The sequence below is a fragment of the Citromicrobium bathyomarinum genome, assembly GCA_001306305.2.
GTDB lineage: Bacteria > Pseudomonadota > Alphaproteobacteria > Sphingomonadales > Sphingomonadaceae > Alteriqipengyuania > Alteriqipengyuania bathyomarina.
Map to the genome: position 1 here is coordinate 2,102,664 of CP155577.1, position 19,402 is coordinate 2,122,065.

General features: G+C 65.2%; 21 protein-coding genes and 1 tRNA gene. 6 read left to right on the forward strand and 16 right to left on the reverse strand.

From position 1 onward, the window contains the following. Nucleotides 1-12: 12 nt before the first annotated feature. Together VO57_010560 and VO57_010565 are read right to left on the reverse strand one after the other, a co-directional pair. Nucleotides 13-303, reverse strand: a complete 291-nt coding sequence (locus VO57_010560; protein ID XBL68577.1) for a hypothetical protein — start codon at nt 301-303, stop codon at nt 13-15. Nucleotides 304-373: 70 nt separating this feature from the next. Beyond that, a complete protein-coding gene (locus VO57_010565; GenBank protein XBL68578.1) occupies nt 374-1,696 on the reverse strand; it encodes a short-chain fatty acyl-CoA regulator family protein in 1,323 nt (440 codons plus the stop codon). A gap of 161 nt (nt 1,697-1,857) precedes the next feature. Between VO57_010565 and VO57_010570 the strand changes: the two genes are divergently transcribed. From VO57_010570 to VO57_010580, 3 genes are all read left to right on the forward strand, one after another. Further along, nucleotides 1,858-3,462 carry an isocitrate lyase gene (locus VO57_010570; protein ID XBL68579.1) on the forward strand — a complete coding sequence of 535 codons (1,605 nt, stop codon included), beginning with the start codon at nt 1,858-1,860 and terminating at the stop codon, nt 3,460-3,462. An 82-nt stretch (nt 3,463-3,544) separates the two neighbouring features. After that, nucleotides 3,545-3,724, forward strand: coding sequence for a hypothetical protein (locus tag VO57_010575; GenBank protein ID XBL68580.1), 180 nt, complete (start codon nt 3,545-3,547; stop codon nt 3,722-3,724). A 119-nt stretch (nt 3,725-3,843) separates the two neighbouring features. Further along, nucleotides 3,844-4,491 (forward strand): carbonic anhydrase, encoded by a 648-nt coding sequence (locus tag VO57_010580; protein XBL68581.1) that lies wholly within the window; start codon nt 3,844-3,846, stop codon nt 4,489-4,491. Between the two features lie 3 nt (nt 4,492-4,494). Here the strand turns inward: VO57_010580 and VO57_010585 are convergent, their stop codons facing one another. From VO57_010585 to efp, 6 genes are all read right to left on the reverse strand, one after another. After that, entirely contained in the window at nt 4,495-5,841 is a 1,347-nt protein-coding gene (locus VO57_010585) for an amidohydrolase (GenBank protein XBL68582.1), read from the reverse strand. A gap of 167 nt (nt 5,842-6,008) precedes the next feature. Continuing rightward, nucleotides 6,009-7,814, reverse strand: coding sequence for an SLC13 family permease (locus tag VO57_010590; GenBank protein ID XBL68583.1), 1,806 nt, complete (start codon nt 7,812-7,814; stop codon nt 6,009-6,011). Nucleotides 7,815-7,911: 97 nt separating this feature from the next. After that, a tRNA-Leu gene (locus VO57_010595) sits at nt 7,912-7,996 on the reverse strand. Nucleotides 7,997-8,032: 36 nt separating this feature from the next. Continuing rightward, nucleotides 8,033-8,851 (reverse strand): inositol monophosphatase family protein, encoded by an 819-nt coding sequence (locus tag VO57_010600; GenBank protein ID XBL68584.1) that lies wholly within the window; start codon nt 8,849-8,851, stop codon nt 8,033-8,035. A gap of 18 nt (nt 8,852-8,869) precedes the next feature. Continuing rightward, nucleotides 8,870-9,268: a hypothetical protein gene (locus tag VO57_010605; protein XBL68585.1), complete on the reverse strand. Its 399-nt coding sequence runs from the start codon at nt 9,266-9,268 to the stop codon at nt 8,870-8,872. Between the two features lie 2 nt (nt 9,269-9,270). Beyond that, on the reverse strand, nt 9,271-9,834 hold the full coding sequence (gene efp / locus VO57_010610) for an elongation factor P (protein ID XBL68586.1): 564 nt from the start codon (nt 9,832-9,834) through the stop codon (nt 9,271-9,273). Between the two features lie 128 nt (nt 9,835-9,962). On the opposite strand from efp, the gene VO57_010615 reads away from it, so the two are divergent. Further along, a complete protein-coding gene (locus VO57_010615; protein XBL68587.1) occupies nt 9,963-10,358 on the forward strand; it encodes a hypothetical protein in 396 nt (131 codons plus the stop codon). Between the two features lie 27 nt (nt 10,359-10,385). Here the strand turns inward: VO57_010615 and VO57_010620 are convergent, their stop codons facing one another. Then, nucleotides 10,386-11,117, reverse strand: a complete 732-nt coding sequence (locus VO57_010620) for a M23 family metallopeptidase (protein ID XBL68588.1) — start codon at nt 11,115-11,117, stop codon at nt 10,386-10,388. Between the two features lie 40 nt (nt 11,118-11,157). Next, nucleotides 11,158-11,823, reverse strand: coding sequence for a thiamine phosphate synthase (gene thiE, locus VO57_010625; GenBank protein XBL68589.1), 666 nt, complete (start codon nt 11,821-11,823; stop codon nt 11,158-11,160). A 111-nt stretch (nt 11,824-11,934) separates the two neighbouring features. On the opposite strand from thiE, the gene VO57_010630 reads away from it, so the two are divergent. After that, nucleotides 11,935-12,351, forward strand: a complete 417-nt coding sequence (locus VO57_010630) for a hypothetical protein (GenBank protein ID XBL68590.1) — start codon at nt 11,935-11,937, stop codon at nt 12,349-12,351. Between the two features lie 95 nt (nt 12,352-12,446). On the opposite strand, the gene VO57_010635 is transcribed toward VO57_010630, so the two are convergent. The 6 genes from VO57_010635 to tkt all read right to left on the reverse strand — a co-directional run bounded on the left by VO57_010635 (nt 12,447) and on the right by tkt (nt 18,976). Then, the gene (locus VO57_010635; protein XBL68591.1) at nt 12,447-13,340 is read right to left on the reverse strand and encodes a fructose bisphosphate aldolase; all 894 of its coding nucleotides are present in this window, start codon (nt 13,338-13,340) and stop codon (nt 12,447-12,449) included. 141 nt (nt 13,341-13,481) lie between these two features. After that, a complete protein-coding gene (locus VO57_010640) occupies nt 13,482-14,117 on the reverse strand; it encodes a 2OG-Fe(II) oxygenase family protein (GenBank protein ID XBL68592.1) in 636 nt (211 codons plus the stop codon). A gap of 2 nt (nt 14,118-14,119) precedes the next feature. Next, nucleotides 14,120-14,581: a PaaI family thioesterase gene (locus VO57_010645; GenBank protein ID XBL68593.1), complete on the reverse strand. Its 462-nt coding sequence runs from the start codon at nt 14,579-14,581 to the stop codon at nt 14,120-14,122. Next, a complete protein-coding gene (locus VO57_010650) occupies nt 14,578-15,786 on the reverse strand; it encodes a phosphoglycerate kinase (protein XBL68594.1) in 1,209 nt (402 codons plus the stop codon). The genes VO57_010645 and VO57_010650 overlap by 4 nt, the downstream gene beginning before the upstream one ends. Nucleotides 15,787-15,958: 172 nt before the next feature. Continuing rightward, nucleotides 15,959-16,966, reverse strand: coding sequence for a type I glyceraldehyde-3-phosphate dehydrogenase (gap, locus tag VO57_010655; protein ID XBL68595.1), 1,008 nt, complete (start codon nt 16,964-16,966; stop codon nt 15,959-15,961). Nucleotides 16,967-16,984: 18 nt separating this feature from the next. Further along, nucleotides 16,985-18,976, reverse strand: a complete 1,992-nt coding sequence (gene tkt / locus VO57_010660) for a transketolase (GenBank protein XBL68596.1) — start codon at nt 18,974-18,976, stop codon at nt 16,985-16,987. Nucleotides 18,977-19,200: 224 nt separating this feature from the next. Between tkt and VO57_010665 the strand changes: the two genes are divergently transcribed. Next, entirely contained in the window at nt 19,201-19,395 is a 195-nt protein-coding gene (locus VO57_010665; protein ID XBL68597.1) for a hypothetical protein, read from the forward strand. Nucleotides 19,396-19,402 lie beyond the last annotated feature (7 nt).

Below are 19,402 nucleotides of genomic sequence, written 5' to 3' on the forward strand. Positions count from 1 at the left end.
AGGGTGCTGCAATCACTCGGACGGGGCGACCCGGTCCGCCGCGTTCTCGATCGCGTCGCCGGCTTGGTTGGCAGCGTCGCCCACCTGGTTAGCCGCGTTCTCGACCGCGTTGTCCTTCGCCACTTCGGCATTGCTCATGTTGGAAAAAAGATAAATCGCCGCGACGACGGCGATGAGGGCCACGATCAGCAGCACGATCGTCGTGCCGCCGCTCTTGCTTCGCTCGCCATCGGTGACGATAGTGTGCGTGGTGTGCGTGTGGCCGTCCTGATCGGTGTGTTCGGTAATGCGTTCTTCGGTCATGGCGAATGCGCCCCTTGCGGTTTTACTGACTTGCACAAAGCGCAAGGAGCCTTGCGGTTCCGTGCAAGGGTCAGGCGACCGCCGTCTGGATTGGCCCGCGTAGCGAACGCGCGGGGCATTCGATCCGGCGGCAGGTGCGGCAGCCGGGGCCGATCGGCGTCGCATCATCTTCCTTCAGCGAGACACCGCGACCGATCGCGGTGGCATCGGCGAACTTCGCCTCCAGCCCCAGCAGCAGAACGTCGGTGCGCGGTTCGTCGGCATAGGGCGGCGCGGCGATATGCGCGACCAGCCAGTGTTCCGGTCCCAACGCACCGCTTTCCATCATGATCGCCTGCGAATGCCATTCGGCCCGCCGCTCCAGACCCAGACGCGGGCAGCCGGGCCGTCGGTCGAGCAGGCTGGTCCCACTCGCGCCCAGCAGCCGTTCGAACAATTGCACCGATCCGTCGATCCGTCCGACGAAGAACGGCAGGCCGCGCTGGCCGACCCGCTGGAGCGTGGTGAAACGGCGAGCGACCTCGCCCACATCGGTGGCGAAACGGCGGGCAAGCACCTGCGGCTCGTAAGCGGTCGCCTCGCACGCGCGCAGGAACCGGCCATAAGGCATGACCAGCGCGCGCGCGTAATAGGCGCGCAGGTAGCGGGCGAAGGCATCGCGCCCCTCGCGGTGATCGAACGACGCGCCATCGGCGATGTCCGCGATCAGCTCGCGCTGCTCGAGTTCGGCGACCTGCTTGGCCATCTCGATATTGCGCGCCGCGGGGGAGAGCATTTCGGACAGCTGGACCTGCCGCGCATGCAGGTCGAGCCGCCGGTTCGCCTCGGGCAGCACGGCGCGCGGGAGATATCGGATCGCGAGATCGTGCCGCTCGCGCAGGTGATCGGTGAGAGCTGCCCCGATATCCGCGCGGGCAAGGCGCAGCTCGTCGGCCAGATTCTCCGCCGCCTCGTCCAGATCGGCGAAGTGGTTGCGCCAGCGCTCGATCGCGCGCCACACCTCTTCCTCGAACGGGCGGGTTTGCGCGGCCGCCCTCCCCCGCTCGTCAAACAGGCGGGCGAAAGCAGCGGCGGCCTGTGGCGCGGCGGCGAGGAATTCGGTCACTTCCGCACGGTCGATCCCTAGATCTGCGAAGCGGTCGTCGCCCAGGCGGCGGGCGAGCCCGTCGACACCGCCGATTGAGCTGCTTTCCTGCAGGGAGCGTGGATCGTAGTCGAACTGGTCGACCAGCTCGAGCACCACGCGCGCGGTGACAGGGCGCTGGTTGCGCTCGATCAAATTGAGGTAGCTGGGCGAGATCGACAGACGCTGGGCCATGCTCGCCTGCGTCAGGCCTTCACGACGGCGAAGGCGCCGCAGCGCGGCACCGGCATAGAGGGAGGGTTCGCTCATGGCTTTGGGCTAGCTTTCGTTTGTAAACATCTTCACAAGAACACAAGCGCTCACTAGCGAATGAGGCATTTGAGACAAGATCGTTTGTAATAAACTCTGTCGGGAAACCCGTGCGAGCCCTACGTAAGGGATCACAGAGACCATTTCCTACGGAGTCCCCCATGAGCAATTCGAACTACGCAAGCGAAACCGAGCACCTGAAGATCCGCATCGGCCAGGGCGGTGACGCCTGGGCCGCGATCGATGCCGAGAGCGCTGCCCGCATGCGCCTGCAGAACCGCTTCCGCACCGGGCTCGACATCGCGAAGTACACCGCAAAGATCATGCGCGAAGACATGGATGCTTACGACGCAGATCCGGCGAACTACACCCAGTCGCTGGGCGCGTGGCACGGCTTTATCGGCCAGCAGCAGATGATCGCGATCAAGAAGCACTTCGGCAGCACCAAGCGCCGCTACCTCTACCTGTCGGGCTGGATGGTCGCCGCGCTGCGCAGCGAATTCGGGCCCCTGCCCGACCAGTCGATGCACGAGAAAACCGCCGTGCCCGAGCTGATCGAGGAGATATACACCTTCCTCAAGCAGGCTGACTCTCGTGAGTTGGGCGGAATGTTCCGCGATTTGGATGCAGCGCGCGAAGCGGGCAACGCGACCGAAGCGAAGCGGCTGGAGAACGCGATCGACAACTACGAAACCCACGTCGTCCCGATCATCGCCGACATCGACGCGGGCTTCGGCAATGCCGAGGCGACCTACCTGCTCGCCAAGCAGATGATCGAGGCGGGCGCCTGCGCGCTCCAGATCGAAAACCAGGTGTCGGACGAGAAGCAGTGCGGCCACCAGGACGGCAAGGTCACCGTGCCGCATGAGGACTTCCTCCAGAAGATCCGCGCAATCCGTTACGCCTTCCTCGAACTGGGCGTCGAAGACGGGATCATCGTTGCGCGCACCGACAGTCTGGGCGCGGGCCTGACCAAGCAGATTGCTTACTCGACCGAGCCGGGCGATCTGGGCGACCAGTACAACAGCTTCCTCGATTGCGACGAAGTCGATCCGTCCGACATCAAGAACGGTCAGGTCTTCATCAGCCGCGACGGCAAGCTGCTGGCGCCCAAGCGTCTGCCGAGCAACCTGTACCAGTTCCGCCCCGGCACGGGCGTCGACCGGGTCGTGCTCGACTGCATCACCTCGCTTCAGCACGGCGCCGACCTGTTGTGGATCGAAACCGAGAAGCCGCATGTCGAGCAGATCGCCGAGATGGTCGACAAGATTCGCGAGACGGTGCCCAATGCGAAGCTGGTCTACAACAACTCGCCCAGCTTCAACTGGACGCTCAACTTCCGCCAGCAAGTGTTTGATGCGTGGGAAGAAAGCGGCAAGGATGTCAGCGCCTATGATCGCGCCAAGCTGATGAGCGTGGACTATGACGGCACCGATCTGGCGATCGAGGCGGATGCGAAGATCCAGAGCTTCCAGGCCGATGGCGCGAAGCGTGCGGGTATCTTCCACCACCTCATCACGCTGCCGACCTATCACACGGCCGCGCTGAGCACGGACAACCTCGCCAAGCGCTATTTCGGGGAAGAGGCGATGCTGGGCTACGTCAAGAACGTCCAGCGCGAGGAAATCCGCCAGCAGATCGCCTGCGTGAAGCACCAGAACATGGCCGGTTCCGATATTGGGGACGACCACAAGGAGTACTTCGCAGGCGAGGCCGCGCTGAAGGCGGGCGGTAAGGACAACACCATGAATCAGTTCGCCGCCTAGGCTGCCAAGCCTTGTCACCGGGTCGCTGGGGAGGCATTGCAGCCCCAGCGACACCCGAATTGCCGATGGAGCGGATGCACTTATGACCGACGAAACCCCCAAAGAGCCCGGCCGCGCTCGCGCTTTGCTCTCCACTGCAGACTTCCGCCTGCTGCGCGCCGCTCTTGCGAGCCATGCACGGACAACGGAAGACCGCGAGGAACTGGCCAAGATCAACGCGCTGCACCACCGGCTTGGGACCTACGTTCCCGACGCCGAATAGGCAGCCGCACTGGCACCATCCGGGCGCGCGAGGTCACCATGGCCTCGCGCGCCCGCTTGCATTCGGGCGATGACCGGCTAGACCCCCGGCCACTTTACTAGCTGCAGATCGAGACTAGCGTGGCCATTCCCCGTTTCGCCCCCGGCGTGCTGAAATTCCAGCGAGATGTATTCCCCGCGCGGAAGGATTTCTTCGAGAAACTGAGCCAGGGCCAGTCGCCCGAGGCGCTGTTCATCACCTGCTCGGATTCGCGAATCGAAACCGGGATGATGACGCAAACCGATCCGGGTGAGCTGTTCATCTGCCGCAACGCGGGCAATATCGTGCCCCCGCATACCAATCAGACCGGCGGGATGACCGCCAGCATCGAGTTCGCCAGCGCGGTGCTCGAAGTGCCGCACATCATCGTGTGCGGGCATACCGAATGCGGCGCGATGAAGAGCGCGATGCAGCTGCACGACGATTCCAACTCGCTCGACACCCTGCCTCACGTGCGCGAATGGTTGGGTTACAGCCGCGCCGCGGTCGATATTGCCGATGCGCTGGGCAACGGGAAGAGCGACAAGGACCGTATGCGGCTGCTGCTGGAGCAGAACGTGGTCCTGCAGTTGCAGCACCTGCGCACCCACCCGACCGTCGCCCTGCGGCTCGCCCAGGGCGAGCTGCAGCTGCATGGCTGGGTCTACGACATCGCGACCGGCATGGTCGACGTCTACGACGATGCGCAGAACCGCTTCGTCCCGATCGACGAACGCTACAGCCTGTAGCGCTCAGCCGCCCTTGGCGGGCATCAGATCGATCGCGGCGGCGGCCAGCGCCTCCGCCCCGGTCTCGATCACCTTCTCGGCATCGGGCGCCCAGAACGGGCTGTGGAGCGACGGCAGCGTCGCCTCCCCGTTCTGCGCGGCCTGCCATTCGTCCTCCGGCACCCCGCCGATCCAGAAGATCAGCGACTCGACGCCATCGGGGTCGGCCCTGCGGTACTGGCTGAAATCCTCGCCACCCATCACGCTGGGCACCTGCATCACCCGGTCTTCGCCGAAGCGGGTGCGGAAGCCGCTCATCACGGTTTCGGTGAACTCAGGATCGTTGAAGGTGGAGGGCGTGTAGGGATCGGCCACGGTCACCACCGGCAGCTGATCCTCCGCAATACCCGCCGCAATCGCCTCACCGCGCGCGATCCGCGCGATCCCGTCGAGCAGCAGCTTGCGCGCTTCGTCGGTATAGCTGCGCACGGTAAGCTGCAGCTTCGCCTCGTCGGAGATGATGTTGTGCTTGGACCCGGCGCGGAAGCTGCCAACCGTAACCACGCCCGGCTCCAGCGGAGACAGCTCGCGGCTGACCAGCGTCTGGAGCTTCATCACGATCGAGCTCGCCAGCACGACCGGGTCCTTGGTCGATTGCGGATAGGCGCCGTGCCCGCCGACGCCCTTCACCGTGATATCCACGCTGTCGACATTGGCCAGCGCATAGCCCGGCGAATAGCCGATCGTCCCGGCGGGGAACTGCGCGGCATCGTGGAAAGCGATTGCGTAGTCGGGCTTGGGGAAGCGGGTGAACAGCCCGTCTTCCAGCATCGCCAGCGCGCCCTCGCCCACCTCTTCGGCGGGTTGCAGGATCATCACCAGCGTGCCGCTCCATTCGTCCTTATGGTCCACCAGCTGCTGCGCTGCGCCGATCCACGCGGTCATATGCGTGTCATGCCCGCAGGCGTGCATCACGCCGGTTTCCACGCCGGTCGCAGGGGTCGCCTTGACGGTGGAGGCGAACGGCAGCCCGGTCTGTTCGACCACCGGCAGGCCGTCCATGTCCGCGCGGATGAGCACGGTCGGCCCCTCGCCGTTCTCCATCACCGCAACCACACCGGTCTTGCCGACACCTTCGGTCACCTCAAAGCCCAGCTTGCGCATCCTTGCGGCGAGCTTGGCGGCGGTCTCGTCTTCCTCGAAGCTGAGTTCGGGATTGGCGTGGAGATCGCGGTACAGCTCCATCAGCTCGGGCATGTCTTCCTGCACGCCCGCGCGCAGGCCACCATCCTGCGCGAAGGCGCCGGTGGAGCACAGCAGCGCGCCCGCCGCCATCAGTGCCGCGCGCGTCATCCGAACCTGCTTGTGCATACCCTGTACTCCCCTTTGCCCCGATTTGCCTGACACACCTGACACACAGTCCAGGCGTTCAATTCCATTCGATATGTCGCCGCCCGTTGATCGATCCGGTCGATGAAAGGCTGGCTGTGCGCAACGTCATAACCGATCCATCGCAGATTTGCAGGGGGTAGGAAATGCTAGAGGCGATAGGTCAGCACCAGCAGGACCGAGAGCGTCGTCACCATCAGCAGCACCAGCGGCACGCCCGTGCGGATGTAATCCGAGAACTCGTAGGAGCCTTCGCCCATGATCAGCATATTGGTCTGATAGGCGATCGGGGTCGCGTAACACAGGTTGCAGCCGAACAGCACCGCGAGCACCAGCGGTTCCGGCGGCAGGCCCAGCTCGGTCGCGATGCTAAAGGCGATCGGGGTGCCCACCGTGGCGGCCGTCGCGTTGGAGGCGAAATTGGTCAGCACGGTCACGAACAGCATGATCGCGCCCAGCACGAGTGCGGGTGGCAGCGAGGAGAGGCCAAGCGACAGCGCCATACCAAGCCACGCGGCCGCGCCGCTCGCCTCGACGATCGAACCCACCGCGATGCTCGCCGCGACCAGCACGATCACCTTGGCCGACAACGCACGCCCGACCCGGTCGAACTTCACGCAGCCGGTGAGGAACATCAGGATCGCACCCGCCAGCGCGGAAATCGCGATCGGAAACAGGCCGATGGAAGCGGTGAACACCGCCCCACCCATGATCACCGCCGAGAGTACCGCCTTGGACCGGCGCGGCAGTTCGCGCATCCCTTCCAGCATCAGCAGGCTGTCGCCGCGGGCGAACTCTTCCAGATCGGCGCGCAGGCCCGTCACCATCAGCACGTCGCCTTCGGCAAAGCGCAGGTCGCCGGCGGAATAGTCGTTGAACTCGTCGGTCACGCCCGTCCATCGTTCGGGACGGTGCACGCCGAGCACCGCGACACCATATAGATCGGCGACGCCCGAACTGGGCAGCGTGCGGCCGATGAGGCGCGAATCTGCGGTGATCGCCATCTCGACGACGATCACATCCTCGTTCTGCGCGCTCGCCTTGCGCTTGATCTTCGACAGCACCCAGTCGGGCGCAGCCTCACCGCGCAGCGTGCGCATTGCCTCTTCCACAGCCTCCTGCGGGCCGGAGATGAGCAGGCGCTGCTGCGGCTGGAGTCTTCCGATCGGCGGATCGTGCACGGTCACGGTGTCGGGCAGGCGTGGCAGGATGTCCGCCAGCAACTCTCCGGTCAGTGGCCCGTCCTCGCTCACCCTCAGTCGCGCCTGGAAATGGCGCCGCGGGCGCGTGTCTTCCTGCGTGTTGTCCTTCAGCAGGCGGGGCATCACTAGCCACAGATAGGGCAACGCGACTGCAGCGGCGACCAGCACGATCGGCGTGTAATGGAACACGCTCATTTCCGGCAGGCCCAGGTCGCTCGCGATCGAGACGACCAGGATATTGGTCGAGGTGCCGATGGTGGTCGCCATCCCGCCGATCAGCACGGCTGCGTTGAGCGGGATCAGCGTCTTGGAGGCCGGCATCGCGCCGCGTGCGGCAAGACTGACGAAGATCGGCAACAGCAGCACGAGCACCGGCGTATCATTGACCGCCATCGACAGCGCCATCGCCGCGACCAGCGAGACCAGCAGACCGATCTGCAGGTTCCACTTGAACAGCCGTTCCAGCAGATGCGCCGCAGGCTCCAGCGCCCCGGTCACCACCAGCCCCCGGCCCATGATCATCAGCGCGCAGATCGTGATCAGTGCGTAATGGCCGAAGCCCGAGAAGGCGAGCGACAGGCCATCGGTCGGGCGCGTGTCGGGCAGCGGGAAGAAATAGAGGAACACCGCGATCACCGCGATGGTCATCAGCGAAACGATCTCGGTGGAAGGCTTGCTGCGCGCGAAGCCGATGAACATCGCGATCGTGACCACCATTGCGGCAATCGCGTGAAAGGAGGGAGCTTCGAGCATTGCTGGACCCAGCGATAGCGGGACGAGGCCCTGCTAGGCAATCGGTGACGCGCATATCGCGTGCGATCATGCACGGATCATCGCAGCTGGAGAGTGGTGGTGCCCCTGGCCCGACTCGAACGGGCACTCCGTAAGGAACTCGATTTTGAGTCGAGCGCGTCTACCAATTCCACCACAGGGGCACTGGGTCTGGCCGACCCATAAGACCAGGCCGCAGCCTAACGCAAGGCGTTGGCGACGACCTTGTGCATCTTGGAATGCAGGCCGTCATTGCCTGCCAGCACCTGTTCGTGATGGACCGGCTGGCTGCGCCCGCGATAATCGGTCACGAAGCCGCCCGCCTCGCGCACCAGCAGGCAGCCTGCGGCGGTATCCCACGGTTGCAGGTCGCTTTCCCAGAAACCGTCGAAGCGCCCTGCGGCAACCCATGCGAGGTCGAGCGAGGCGGCGCCGAAGCGGCGGATGCCAGCGACTTCGGGGCCGAGCGCACCGTAAATCCGGCTCCATTCGGCAATATTGCCGTGGCCCTGGAACGGCATGCCGGTCGCGATCAGCGCTTCGTTCAGGCGAGCGCGCGAGGATACCCGCAGGCGCCCGTCATGCAGCCATGCGCCGCGCGTCTTTTCCGCCCAGAAGGTTTCATCGGTAATCGGCTGATAGACCACTGCCGCAGTCACATCGCCCCAGCCCGATCCATCCAGCTTGCGCTCCTGCACCGCGATCGAGATCGCGAAATGCGGGATGCCGTGGAGGAAGTTACTCGTGCCATCGAGCGGGTCGATGACCCAGCGCGGCTGGCCATCCTCGCCTTTGATCTCGCCCGCTTCCTCCAGCAGGAAGCCCCAGTTGGGGCGTGCCTGCAACAGGTCGTCGTACAGCGAGCGTTCGGCCCGCATGTCCGCCTTGCTGACGAAGTCGGCGGGGCCCTTGCGGCTGACCTGGAGGTGTTCGATCTCGCCGAAGTCGCGCCGCAGGCGGTTGCCCGCGCGGCGTGCGGCACGTTCCATAACGCGGATCAGGCCGGTGATTGCTGCCATGTCGTGTCTTGGCCCGTCCTAGCGCGTTGCAGGTTCGGCAGGAGCCGCAGCCGGCGCGTCGGCCGACGGAGCACCCGCTTCACGCGCGCCGCACACGATCGCCGCGACCAGATAGACATTGGTCGGGTCGCTGGCATCGATCTGCGGATTTTCGGCCAGCGCCTTGCCGGTCGCCTCGCTGATCGTCTTGAGCGTGTTGGAATAGAGGCACCCGATCAGGGCGTCCTTTTCATCTTCCGCGATATTTTCCAGGTCCATCGCCTTGGCGAACAGGCTGAAGATGGTGCCCGCGCGCGACATGGTCTGCTGTTCCTGCTCCGTAACCGGTGCAGGCGCTTCGGGCGCGGTCTGCGCGGCGACGGGCGCAGTGGCGAGGCCGAGGCTCGCGGCGAGGATGATGCTATTCTTGAACGGCATGATCAGCCAGCCTTTCCGACGTAAGTCTGTTCGTACACGTCGACGATGATCCGCGTGCCGCTTTCGATATGCGGCGGGACCATGATGCGCACGCCGTTGTCGAGGATCGCGGGCTTGTAGCTGGACGAGGCAGTCTGCCCCTTCACCACCGCGTCGGCTTCGACGATCTGTGCCTCGACCTGTTCGGGCAGCGCGACCGAGATCGGCTTTTCTTCCCACAGTTCCAGCGTCACCGTCATCCCATCCTGCAGGAACGGGCGCGCATCGCCGAGCAGGTCGCTCGGCAGGTTGATCTGTTCGTAGGTATCGGTGTCCATGAACACCAGCTGGTCGCCATCCTCGTACAGGAACTGGTAGTCCTTGGTGTCGAGGCGGACCTTCTCGACCGTGTCGGCGCTGCGGAAGCGCACGTTGGTCTTGCGGCCATCCTGCAGGTTCTTCATCTCGACCTGCATGTAGGCACCGCCCTTGCCGGGCTGGGTGTGCTGGATCTTGGCGACCTTCCAGATGCCGCCTTCATATTCGATGATATTGCCGGGACGAATGTCGACGCCGCTGATCTTCATGGGGATACCTTGGGTTTAGCGAAACGGGGGCTGCCGATCGGGGCCGAAACCAGCGCCGCAGCTGCAAAGCGCGCGCCTTAGCCGAGCACTCATGGTCAGGCAAGGCAAGCAACGCTATATGGCCGCCCATGGACAGGACTTCTTGCTTCACCCGCGCGCTTCGTGCCGTACCCGCACTCGGCCCATCGCTCGCTCTCGCGCTCGCTGCCACGCCGCTGATGGCGCAGAGCGGACCGATCGACACCCTCCCGCTGGGCAAATACGAATGCACCCTTCCCGGCGATGCCGGCGGCGCCGCGTGGCACCGCATTCCGGGCCGCGATTTCACGATTCTCAACGCGTCCAGCTACGAGGCGGGCGGAGAACGCGGGGTCTACCTGCTGCGCGGCACCCACCTCACCTTCACCCGCGGTCCACTCAAGGGAATGATGCTGGAACGCTCTGGCCAGCGGATCCTGCGCGAGTGGGACGAGAAGGGCGAACTGGGCCCGATGCGCTGCGTGCTGACCTCCCCTCCCCGATAATATACGCTCCCGCAGGCCTCGACCGGTTCAGCGACCCTCGCCCGCCAGATAGGGATAAGGATTGATCGCGTTGGTCGGCTCCCACCATTCGGCATCCTGGGTGGTGCGCATGATCGCAAAGTGCAGGTGCGGTGCATCGGGCGCGGCATTGCCCGTCGTGCCCACTGTGCCGAGGCGCTGGCCCCGGCGGACCTTCTGCCCTTCCTTCAGCCCCGGCGCATATTGATCGAGGTGCGCGTAGTAAAAGATCGTCTCGCGGTCCGGCGAGCGCACGTAGAGCGAATTACCGCCGGTTTCGGACTGATAGATCCGCTCGATCGTGCCCGGCGCGGCGGCGATGACCGAGGTGCCCTTGGGTGCCATGATGTCGATCGCCTCGTGAAACCGCTCTCCGCCGTCACGCTCCGCCAGGAAGCTGTCGGACAGCTCGTCCGGCCTCACGTTGAGCACGGGGATCACCATCTGCGACAATTGCCGCATCTGCGGGCGGGTCGCAGTGGCGCGATCGTTCGACGCGACGTTGCGCGCGCGCTGCGCGGTGGAGGCCTGGGGCGCGCTATCCTCGTCCCCCTCCTCCGCAGCCACGGTTTCCTGCGTCAGCGGACGGGCCGCCTCGCTCGCCGAAGCGCCCGGGCGGGTCTTGTCTCTCTGACTGTCCGCACCGGACATCTCGATCAGGCTGCCGCCCGCCACGATCCACACCATCGAGGTGATCGTGGCGGTGACGAGGATGGTGACGATGCGATCGACGGTGCCCATGGCCTTGCGTTTAGCAGATTTAAGCCCGTCGATCATCCGGCTACCCCTCTATCGCCCTTACGAAGGCTTTAACGGCGGCAACCTCGTCACCGTTCCACACCGCACCAGACACCGCGAGGAAATCCGCCCCCGCGGCGATCAGAGGCGCGCAGTTATCCGGTGTAATTCCACCGATCGCCACGCTGGGAAGCTCGAATATCTGCGACCACCACTCGAGGATTTCGGGCTCGGGCCGCTCGGCATCGCCCTTGTCCTTGGTGGTGCTGGGATAGAACGCGCCGAACGCGACGTAATCCGCCCCCGCCTCGCCCGCTTCCATCGCCAGATGGCGGCTGGCGTGGCAGGTGACACCGATCTGCGCCTGCATGCCCAGCGCGTCGCGAGCCTCGGCCACCGTGCCGTCGTCCTGCCCGAGATGGACGCCATCGGCCTTGAGCCGCTTGGCGAGCGCGATGTCGTCGTTGACGATGAAGGCAACCTCGCGCTCGGCACAGATCTCGCGCAGAGGTGCCGCCAGCGCCGCCGCCTCGTGCTGACCGGCCGAGCCTTCGAGGCCTTTCACCCGGAACTGGAACGCGGTGACGTGGTCGGGCCCGGCGTCGATCGCGCGGGCAAGCCGTTCGGGAAAATCGCCGCCCACGTCGAGCGGGGAGATCAGGTAAAGCTGGGTCGGAATGTGCGGGATCGCGGGATTGCTGGTGCTCATGACCGCCGCACCTAGCGCTCGCGAGCCCGCCAGTCGATCTTTTGCAGCCGATCTTGCCGCAGGGCCATTCAGCTATTCGCAAGCGGACTGCGCGCTAGAGCCGGGAGGATGATGAAAAAGCCCCTCCTGCTCGCCACGCTCCTGCCCGGAGCGATCCTGTCCCTCGCCGCCTGTGCGGTGGTCCCCAATGCCGGGCCGGTGGTCGATTCGCCGCGCGAGGTGGCGCAGCAGGGCAGCGTGGTGCCGCTGCTGCAGCCGGTCCAGCTTGCCCGCACGGTTGTGGTGACGCCGATGCGCGTGACCGAAGACAGCCGTTGCCCGCAGGGCGTGCAGTGCATTCAGGCCGGCCGGGTGGTCGTGGAAACGCGGATCGACGGGCCCGGCTGGCGCCAGACGCAGCCGCTTACGCTGGGTGAGCCGCACACCGTGCGCGGCGTCACCGTAACGCTGGTTTCGGTGACGCCCGAACAGCAGGCCGATTCGCAGGTCAAATCGGCCGAGTACCGCTTCGCGTTCGAGGGCGGGTAGGGTCGCAGCGTAGGGGGTATCCCGCCTCGGCACTGAGCCTCAGCGGGTGCCCCTCCACCACTTCGTGGCCCCCCTCCCCGTTTCGGGGAGGATTGTCAGCCCGCCACGCTCGCGGCGTAGATCTCGTCGATCGCGGTTTCGAGCGCGTTGTCGAACTTCTGATCGTCCATCTGCGCGCGCAGCTCTTCCAGCAGCGCACGGCTGAAGCTGGCGATCATGCCGCGGTTCTTGGCCAGTTCACGGCAGGCTTCTTCCCGCTCGTAACCGCCCGACAGCGCGACCAGGCGCAGAACCTTGGGGTGCTCGACCAGCGGCAGGTACAGGTTCGGCTCGCTCGGGATGGTCAGCTTGAGCATGACCTGCTGCCCCTCGGGCACCCGCTCCAGCTGATCGAGGAACGCGGCGAGAAGGTGCGCTTCGGCAGTGCCGCGCGTTTCCGACTTCAGGCTGACTTCGGGTTCGAGGATCGGCATCAGCCCGTGGCTCAGGATTTCGAGGCCGAAATCCATCTGCTGGCGCACCGCGTCGGCGATGCCCTGCTGGTTCGCCTCGTGCACGACGGAGCGCATCTTGGTCCCGAACACGCCCAGTTCCTTCGCGCGCGCGCATTGCTGCGCCAGCTCGGGCATGTCCTTCATCAGCTGCACGCCGTTTTCGGTATCGTGCATCCCCTTGTCGACCTTCAGGAAGGGGACGATGCCCTTGCCCGCAAGCCGTTCGGGGATCGGCATGCCTTCCGGGTTGCAGCCTTCCATGGTCTTTTCGAACAAAATCGCGCCAACCACCTTGTCACCGGTAAAGGCCGGGCTTTCCACGATGCGGCAGCGCATTTCGTGGATCTTGGCGAACATCTCGTCTTCGCCCGAATACTCGTCTTCGCCGACGCCATACCCGGCAAGCGCCTTGGGCGTGGAGCCGCCCGACTGATCCAGCGCCGCGATAAATCCGTCGCCCGCTGCGATCTTCGCCTTCATCTGTTCGAAATTCATGGGAGAGTTCGCCTTCCTCACATTCGTATGCGTTGCAAGGCGCTTAGCCAGCCGGAACCGGGCTCGCAAGCCGTGGGCGCTCGCAAACAGCCGATCGAATCGTCAGACGAGGAAGGCAAATACCGCCGAGGCGGACCACGACTAGCCCTTGCGTGCCGCAATCAGGTTGATCGCGATCGAGATGCGGGTGCCGGAACCGTGGAACGGTCGCACCGCATGTTGCAACCAGCTGGGAAACAGCACGATCTCGCCCGTAGATGGCCGATGGAGATATTCGTTGGGCTGGCCGCTGCCCTGCCCGTCGGTCAGAAACAGATCGGGGGCGGTCATGCGGATCATCGGCATTCGCGGATCGAGCAACTGGAGCTCACCGCCAAGCGTCGCCTCCTCGGAACCGTCGTAGCCGTCATCCACATAGGCGACGGCCGACCAATAGCTGCCGGGATGGGCGTGATACTGGTTGGCGTGGCCCTTGCCGCTGACATTGGCCCACATCTCCGGCACCCATTCGAAACGGTTCTGCTGGGGGCTGCGCGCATCGACGGTGAACTGGTCCGCCATCGTCATCGCCTTGTAGGCAAGCGCACGCGCCGCCTCCCCGCCCCATTCCAGCATTCCGGTGTTGGAATGCCAGCCGCCGACGTTGGAAATCTGCATCCCTGCCGGATCGCGCAACCGCTCGGCCCCGATCGCCTCGCTCAGCAGGCGAAGCCCTTCCGCGCTCTGCAACCGGTCGACCACGAAAGGCGTGGCGAACAGCGAGCGCGCTTGCGACATCGCTAGCGCTGCCCGCTCACCTTGCGGATGATCCCGTCGAAGCGCAGCACGGGATTGCCGTCCGCCTTCACAATTCCGGCGACGAAGATCGTCTTGCCGCCTGCGCGCACGACCTCGCCGGTCGCCTCGATCAGTTGACCTTCGCGTGCCGGATCGAGGAAATCGCCGGTCAGCGTGAGCGTCACGCCGTGGCTGTCGCCCATCGCGTCGCGCGCGATGGTGAAGATGGCGGAATCGGCGAAGGTCATCAGGCAGCCGCCATGCATGAAGCCCGCACCATTCATGTGGCGGGCTTCCGCGCGAAACGCGGTCAGCATGGTGCCGTCGTCCTGCCGCCGCTCGTAGAACGGCCCAGCGCGCTGCTCGAACGCATCGGACTGCCACACCTGCCAGCCCGCGAACTCACCCTCGTGCACATCGACGAGGCCGTTGCCGCTCTCGCCCACTCCCTGATTTTCGCTCATTTGGAAGCCTTCAGTGCCGCAACGCCGGGCAGCGTCTTGCCTTCCATCCACTCGAGGAACGCGCCCCCGGCGGTGGAAACATAGGAGAAATCGTCGGCCACGCCGGCGACGTTCAGTGCGGCAACCGTGTCGCCCCCGCCCGCGACGGAGACCAGCGATCCTTCCTTGGTCAGCGCGGCGGCGGTGCGCGCCAGGCTGACGGTCGCCTGGTCGAACGGCTCGGTCTCGAACGCGCCCAGCGGGCCGTTCCACACCAGCGTCTTGCAGGTCTTGAGAACGTCGGCCAGCGCCTCGGTCGCCTGCGGGCCGATGTCGAGGATCATCTCGTCGGCGGCGACCTCATGCACGTTGCTGGTGCGCAGGGACGGCGGGTTGGCGGCGAATTCGGTGGCGACGACCACGTCATAGGGCAGATGTACGGTGCAGCCCGCATGGTCCGCCTCGTCCATGATCGCGTTAGCCTTGTCGACCAGATCGTGCTCGCACAGCGACTTGCCGACATCGGCCCCGCGCGCGGCGAGGAAGGTGTTGGCCATTCCGCCGCCGATGATCAGGTGCTGGACCTTCCCGACGAGGTTTTCGAGCACGTCGAGCTTGGTCGAAACCTTGGCACCGCCCACAACCGCCGCAACCGGTGTTTCCGGGTTGCCGAGCGCAGCATCCAGCGCTTTCAGTTCGGCCTCCATCGCGCGACCCGCGTAGGCGGGCAGCAGGTGGGCGAGACCTTCGGTGCTGGCATGCGCGCGGTGCGCGGCGGAGAACGCGTCGTTGACGTAGAAATCGCCATGCGCGGCGATTGCCTTGGCGAAGTCGGGATCATTGGCTTCCTCGCCCGCCCAGAAGCGGGTGTTTTCCAGCAGGCCGATATCGCCATTGCGCAGGATGCCGATCGACTGGTCGACCGTGGGGCCGGAGACCTCGGAGATGAACATCAGTTCCTTGCCCAGCACATCGGCCACGTCACCCTGGACGTAGCTGGTGCTCATGGTCGAGTTGCGCTCTCCCTTGGGCCGCCCGAAATGGGCGAGCAGCAGCACTTTCGCGCCACGATCGCACAGTTCGAGGATGGTCGGCCTGACCGCCTCGACCCGGGTCACGTCGGTGGCCGAGCCATCCTTCATCGGCAGGTTGAGATCGACGCGCACCAGCGCGACCTTGCCGGAAAGATCGGCAGGTAGATCGTCGAGGGTTTTGAAGTTGGCCAATGTAACATCCTTTCCTCTCCCCGTGGGAGAGGGATACGGAGCCTTGCGAGTATGCTCGCTAGGCGGAGTTGGGTGAGGGTCTCGGCGCCCGATACCCTCATCCAAGCTTCGCTAGTCGCGTTCGCGACAAGCTGCGCTGTCCTTCTCCCATCGGGAGAAGGATGCGCCGACCTTAGATCAGCTTCGCCATCACGCCGGCGGTGTCGATCATCCGGTTGGAGAAGCCCCACTCGTTGTCGTACCAGCTGACCACGCGAGCCAGCTTGCCTTCGAGCACCGCGGTTTCGAGGCTGTCGACCGTTGAGCTGGCGGGCTGGTGGTTGAAGTCGCTGCTGACCAGCGGCTTGTCGGTGAAGTCGAGAACGCCCTTCATCGCACCGTTCGCGGCGGACTTCAGCGCTTCGTTCAGCTCTTCAGCACTCGTGTCGCGGCCCGGGGTGAAGACCAGGTCGATCAGCGAGACATTGGGCGTCGGCACGCGGACCGACGAACCGTCCAGCTTGCCGTTCAGCTCGGGCAGCACCAGGCCGACCGCGCGGGCAGCGCCGGTGGTGGTCGGGATCATGTTCTGCGCGCCGCCACGGGCACGCCGCATGTCGGAATGCATCTGGTCGAGCATGCGCTGATCGTTGGTGTAGGAGTGGATCGTGGTCATGAAGCCACGCTCGATCCCGACGAGATCGTTCAGAACCTTGGCGACTGGCGCGAGGCAGTTGGTGGTGCAGCTGGCGTTGGAGACGATCAGGTCGTCCGAGGTCAGCACATCGTGGTTCACACCGAAGACCACGGTCTTCAGGTCGCCCTTGGCGGGGGCGGAGATCAGCACGCGCTTGGCACCGGCATCGAGGTGCGGCTTGGCAGCGTCGACCGACTGGAAGAACCCGGTGCATTCCAGCACGATGTCCACGCCCATCTCGCCGTGCGGCAGCTTGCCGGGCTCACGCTCGCTGGTGACGGCGATCTTCTTGCCGTTCACGACCAGCGCATTGCCGTCGACATCGACCGAACCGGGGAAGCGACCATGGGTCGAATCGAACTGGAACAGCAGCGCATTGGCGCTCGCGTCGGCCAGATCGTTGATCGCCACCAGTTCGAGGTCGTGATCGGTCCGCTCCAGAATCGCACGCGCAACAAGCCGCCCGATGCGCCCGAAACCGTTGATTGCAACCTTGGTCGCCATGATGTGTCTACTCCTGATCTACTCTTCGAGCTTGGCGACGACCTTGCGGATAATCGCCTCGCTGGTGAAACCGAACTTCTCGAACGCGTCCTCAGCCGGGGCCGAGGTGCCGAAACTGTCGATGCCGATCCGCAACCCGTTCGCCATCGTGTAGCGTTCCCACCCAAAGGTGGTGCCTGCCTCGATGCTGACCCGCAGGATCTCTTCGGGCCCGACATTGGGGAGGATGTTGTCGCGATAGGCCGGGCTCTGTTCGTCGAACAGTTCGGCACAGGGCATGGAAACAACGTCCGCACCAATGCCGCGCGCTTCAAGATCTTTCGCGCATTCCATCGCGAGGCCGACTTCCGAGCCCGTGGCGATGAGGATCACCCGGCGATCCGCCTCGGCATCCTTAACGCGATAGGCACCGCGCGCGGAGCGGTTCTCTTCCGCTTCCTCGTTCCGGAACTGTGCCAGCCCCTGCCGCGACAGCGCGAGCACGGTCGGGCGCTTCTTCTGCTGAAGCGCGATTTCCCAGCATTCCGCCGTCTCGACCGCATCGCCCGGGCGCATCACCAGCAGATTGGGGATCACCCGCAGCGATTGCAGATGCTCGACCGGCTGGTGGGTCGGCCCGTCTTCGCCCAGACCGATCGAATCATGCGTCATCACATAGATCACCCGCGCCTCTTGCAGGGCGGACAGGCGGATCGCGGGGCGGCAATAGTCGCTGAACACCAGGAAGGTACCGCCATAGGGGATCACCCCGCCATGCAGTGCCATCCCGTTCATCGCGGCGGACATGCCGAATTCGCGAATCCCGTAATAGACGTAGCGGCCGGAGCGATCGTCGGCCGAGAAAATCTCCTGCCCGGGGGTCTTGGTGTTGTTCGAGCCTGTAAGGTCGGCCGAGCCGCCAATGGTTTCGGGCAGCTTCGAATTGATCACCGCCAGCGCATTCTCGCTCGCCTTGCGGGTCGCGACCTTGGCCGGCTCGCGGATCAGGCCGGTGATGAACTCGCTGAGGTCGAAGCCTTCGGGCAGATCACCCGCCATCCGGCGTTGGAACTCCGCCTTGCGCTCGCTGTTGTCGAGCCGGGTGCCCCACTCGCTGCGGATCTCGTGCCCGCGCGATCCGGCAGAGCGCCATTCCTGGCGCACCTGATCGGGAATTTCGAAGGGGGCGGCCTGCCAGTTGAGCTCTTCACGCGCCGCAGCAACCTCTTCCGCACCCAGCGGGGCGCCATGCGTTGCCGCCGTGCCCTGCTTGTTGGGTGCGCCGCGACCGATCATCGTGCGGCAGGCGATCAGTGCGGGGCGTCCCGCCTCCATCGCTTCGTCGATCGCGCGGGCGATGTCGGCATAGTCGTGCCCGTCGCACGAATTGACGAACCATCCGGTCGCCTCGAACCGGGCGCGCACGTTCTCGCTCGTCGAAAGGTCGGTGCTGCCGTCGATGGTGATCTGGTTATCGTCCCAGAACACGACCAGACGGCTGAGGTTGAGGTGCCCGGCAAGGCCGATCGCCTCGTGGTTGATGCCTTCCATCAGGCAACCGTCGCCCGCGATCACCCAAGTCCGGTGGTCGACCAGCTCGTCACCGAATTCGGCATTCAGATGCCGCTCAGCCATCGCCATGCCCACCGCCATCGCGAGGCCCTGCCCCAGAGGGCCGGTGGTGCATTCGACGCCCGGCAGCAGGAAGTTTTCCGGGTGGCCCGCCGTCGGGCTGCCCAGCTGGCGGAAATTCTCGATCTCCTCCATCGTCGGATGCGCGTAGCCCGACAGGTGGAGCAGCGAATAGATCAGCATCGATCCGTGGCCCGCGCTCAGCACAAAACGGTCGCGATCCGCCCAGTGGGGCGCGGCCGAATCATACTTGAGGTAATTGGACCACAGCACGGTCGCCACGTCGGCCATGCCCATCGGCATGCCGGGGTGACCGCTCTGCGCTTTCTGCACCGCGTCCATGGAAAGGGCCCGGATGGCATTGGCCATCGGGATCATGCGGGCGGGGTCGAGACTCATGCGGGGTTTACTCCTGCGCGGCGCGTCCGGGCCGCGATTCGTTTGCCGGGATGCCTTCGCCGCGCGGGGCGCGAAGGTCAAGGCGGGCGGCGGCGGAGATGCCCGCCCCCTGCCCTCTGTCGCTTGCGCGGGAACGCACGCCTGCCGGTGCCGCGATGCGCAAACTGTCCAAAAATGCGAGCGCGCTCTTGGGGATATGGCCGGAGGCTATTACAGCTTTGCGGATGAGGGACCGACGGCTCGAACAGACGATCCAGCGGATCGAGCGGGCGCTGGCGCGGATCGGCGCGGCAGCCGATGCCGCCGCGAGTGGGAGCAAACCCACGCATGACCTGGCCGACCGGCACGAGGCGATGCGCAGCAAGGTGCGCGCAGAGCTCGACCGGCTGGACCGGGTCATCGGCGAACTGGAACAGTGAGACGATT

Bases quoted from the DNA above. Each gene is read 5' to 3' on its own strand.
- VO57_010640 (XBL68592.1), bottom strand. From the start codon at position 14,117: ATGTCGCAAGCGCGCTCGCTGTTCGCCACGCCTTTCGTGGTCGACCGG.
- VO57_010615 (XBL68587.1), top strand. From the start codon at position 9,963: ATGGACAGGACTTCTTGCTTCACCCGCGCGCTTCGTGCCGTACCCGCA.
- VO57_010585 (XBL68582.1), bottom strand. From the start codon at position 5,841: ATGCACAAGCAGGTTCGGATGACGCGCGCGGCACTGATGGCGGCGGGC.
- VO57_010645 (XBL68593.1), bottom strand. From the start codon at position 14,581: ATGAGCGAAAATCAGGGAGTGGGCGAGAGCGGCAACGGCCTCGTCGAT.
- VO57_010570 (XBL68579.1), top strand. From the start codon at position 1,858: ATGAGCAATTCGAACTACGCAAGCGAAACCGAGCACCTGAAGATCCGC.
- VO57_010630 (XBL68590.1), top strand. From the start codon at position 11,935: ATGAAAAAGCCCCTCCTGCTCGCCACGCTCCTGCCCGGAGCGATCCTG.
- VO57_010635 (XBL68591.1), bottom strand. From the start codon at position 13,340: ATGAATTTCGAACAGATGAAGGCGAAGATCGCAGCGGGCGACGGATTT.
- VO57_010665 (XBL68597.1), top strand. From the start codon at position 19,201: ATGAGGGACCGACGGCTCGAACAGACGATCCAGCGGATCGAGCGGGCG.
- thiE (XBL68589.1), bottom strand. From the start codon at position 11,823: ATGAGCACCAGCAATCCCGCGATCCCGCACATTCCGACCCAGCTTTAC.
- VO57_010600 (XBL68584.1), bottom strand. From the start codon at position 8,851: ATGGCAGCAATCACCGGCCTGATCCGCGTTATGGAACGTGCCGCACGC.
- efp (XBL68586.1), bottom strand. From the start codon at position 9,834: ATGAAGATCAGCGGCGTCGACATTCGTCCCGGCAATATCATCGAATAT.
- VO57_010590 (XBL68583.1), bottom strand. From the start codon at position 7,814: ATGCTCGAAGCTCCCTCCTTTCACGCGATTGCCGCAATGGTGGTCACG.
- tkt (XBL68596.1), bottom strand. From the start codon at position 18,976: ATGAGTCTCGACCCCGCCCGCATGATCCCGATGGCCAATGCCATCCGG.
- VO57_010565 (XBL68578.1), bottom strand. From the start codon at position 1,696: ATGAGCGAACCCTCCCTCTATGCCGGTGCCGCGCTGCGGCGCCTTCGC.
- VO57_010560 (XBL68577.1), bottom strand. From the start codon at position 303: ATGACCGAAGAACGCATTACCGAACACACCGATCAGGACGGCCACACG.
- VO57_010575 (XBL68580.1), top strand. From the start codon at position 3,545: ATGACCGACGAAACCCCCAAAGAGCCCGGCCGCGCTCGCGCTTTGCTC.
- gap (XBL68595.1), bottom strand. From the start codon at position 16,966: ATGGCGACCAAGGTTGCAATCAACGGTTTCGGGCGCATCGGGCGGCTT.
- VO57_010605 (XBL68585.1), bottom strand. From the start codon at position 9,268: ATGCCGTTCAAGAATAGCATCATCCTCGCCGCGAGCCTCGGCCTCGCC.
- VO57_010620 (XBL68588.1), bottom strand. From the start codon at position 11,117: ATGGGCACCGTCGATCGCATCGTCACCATCCTCGTCACCGCCACGATC.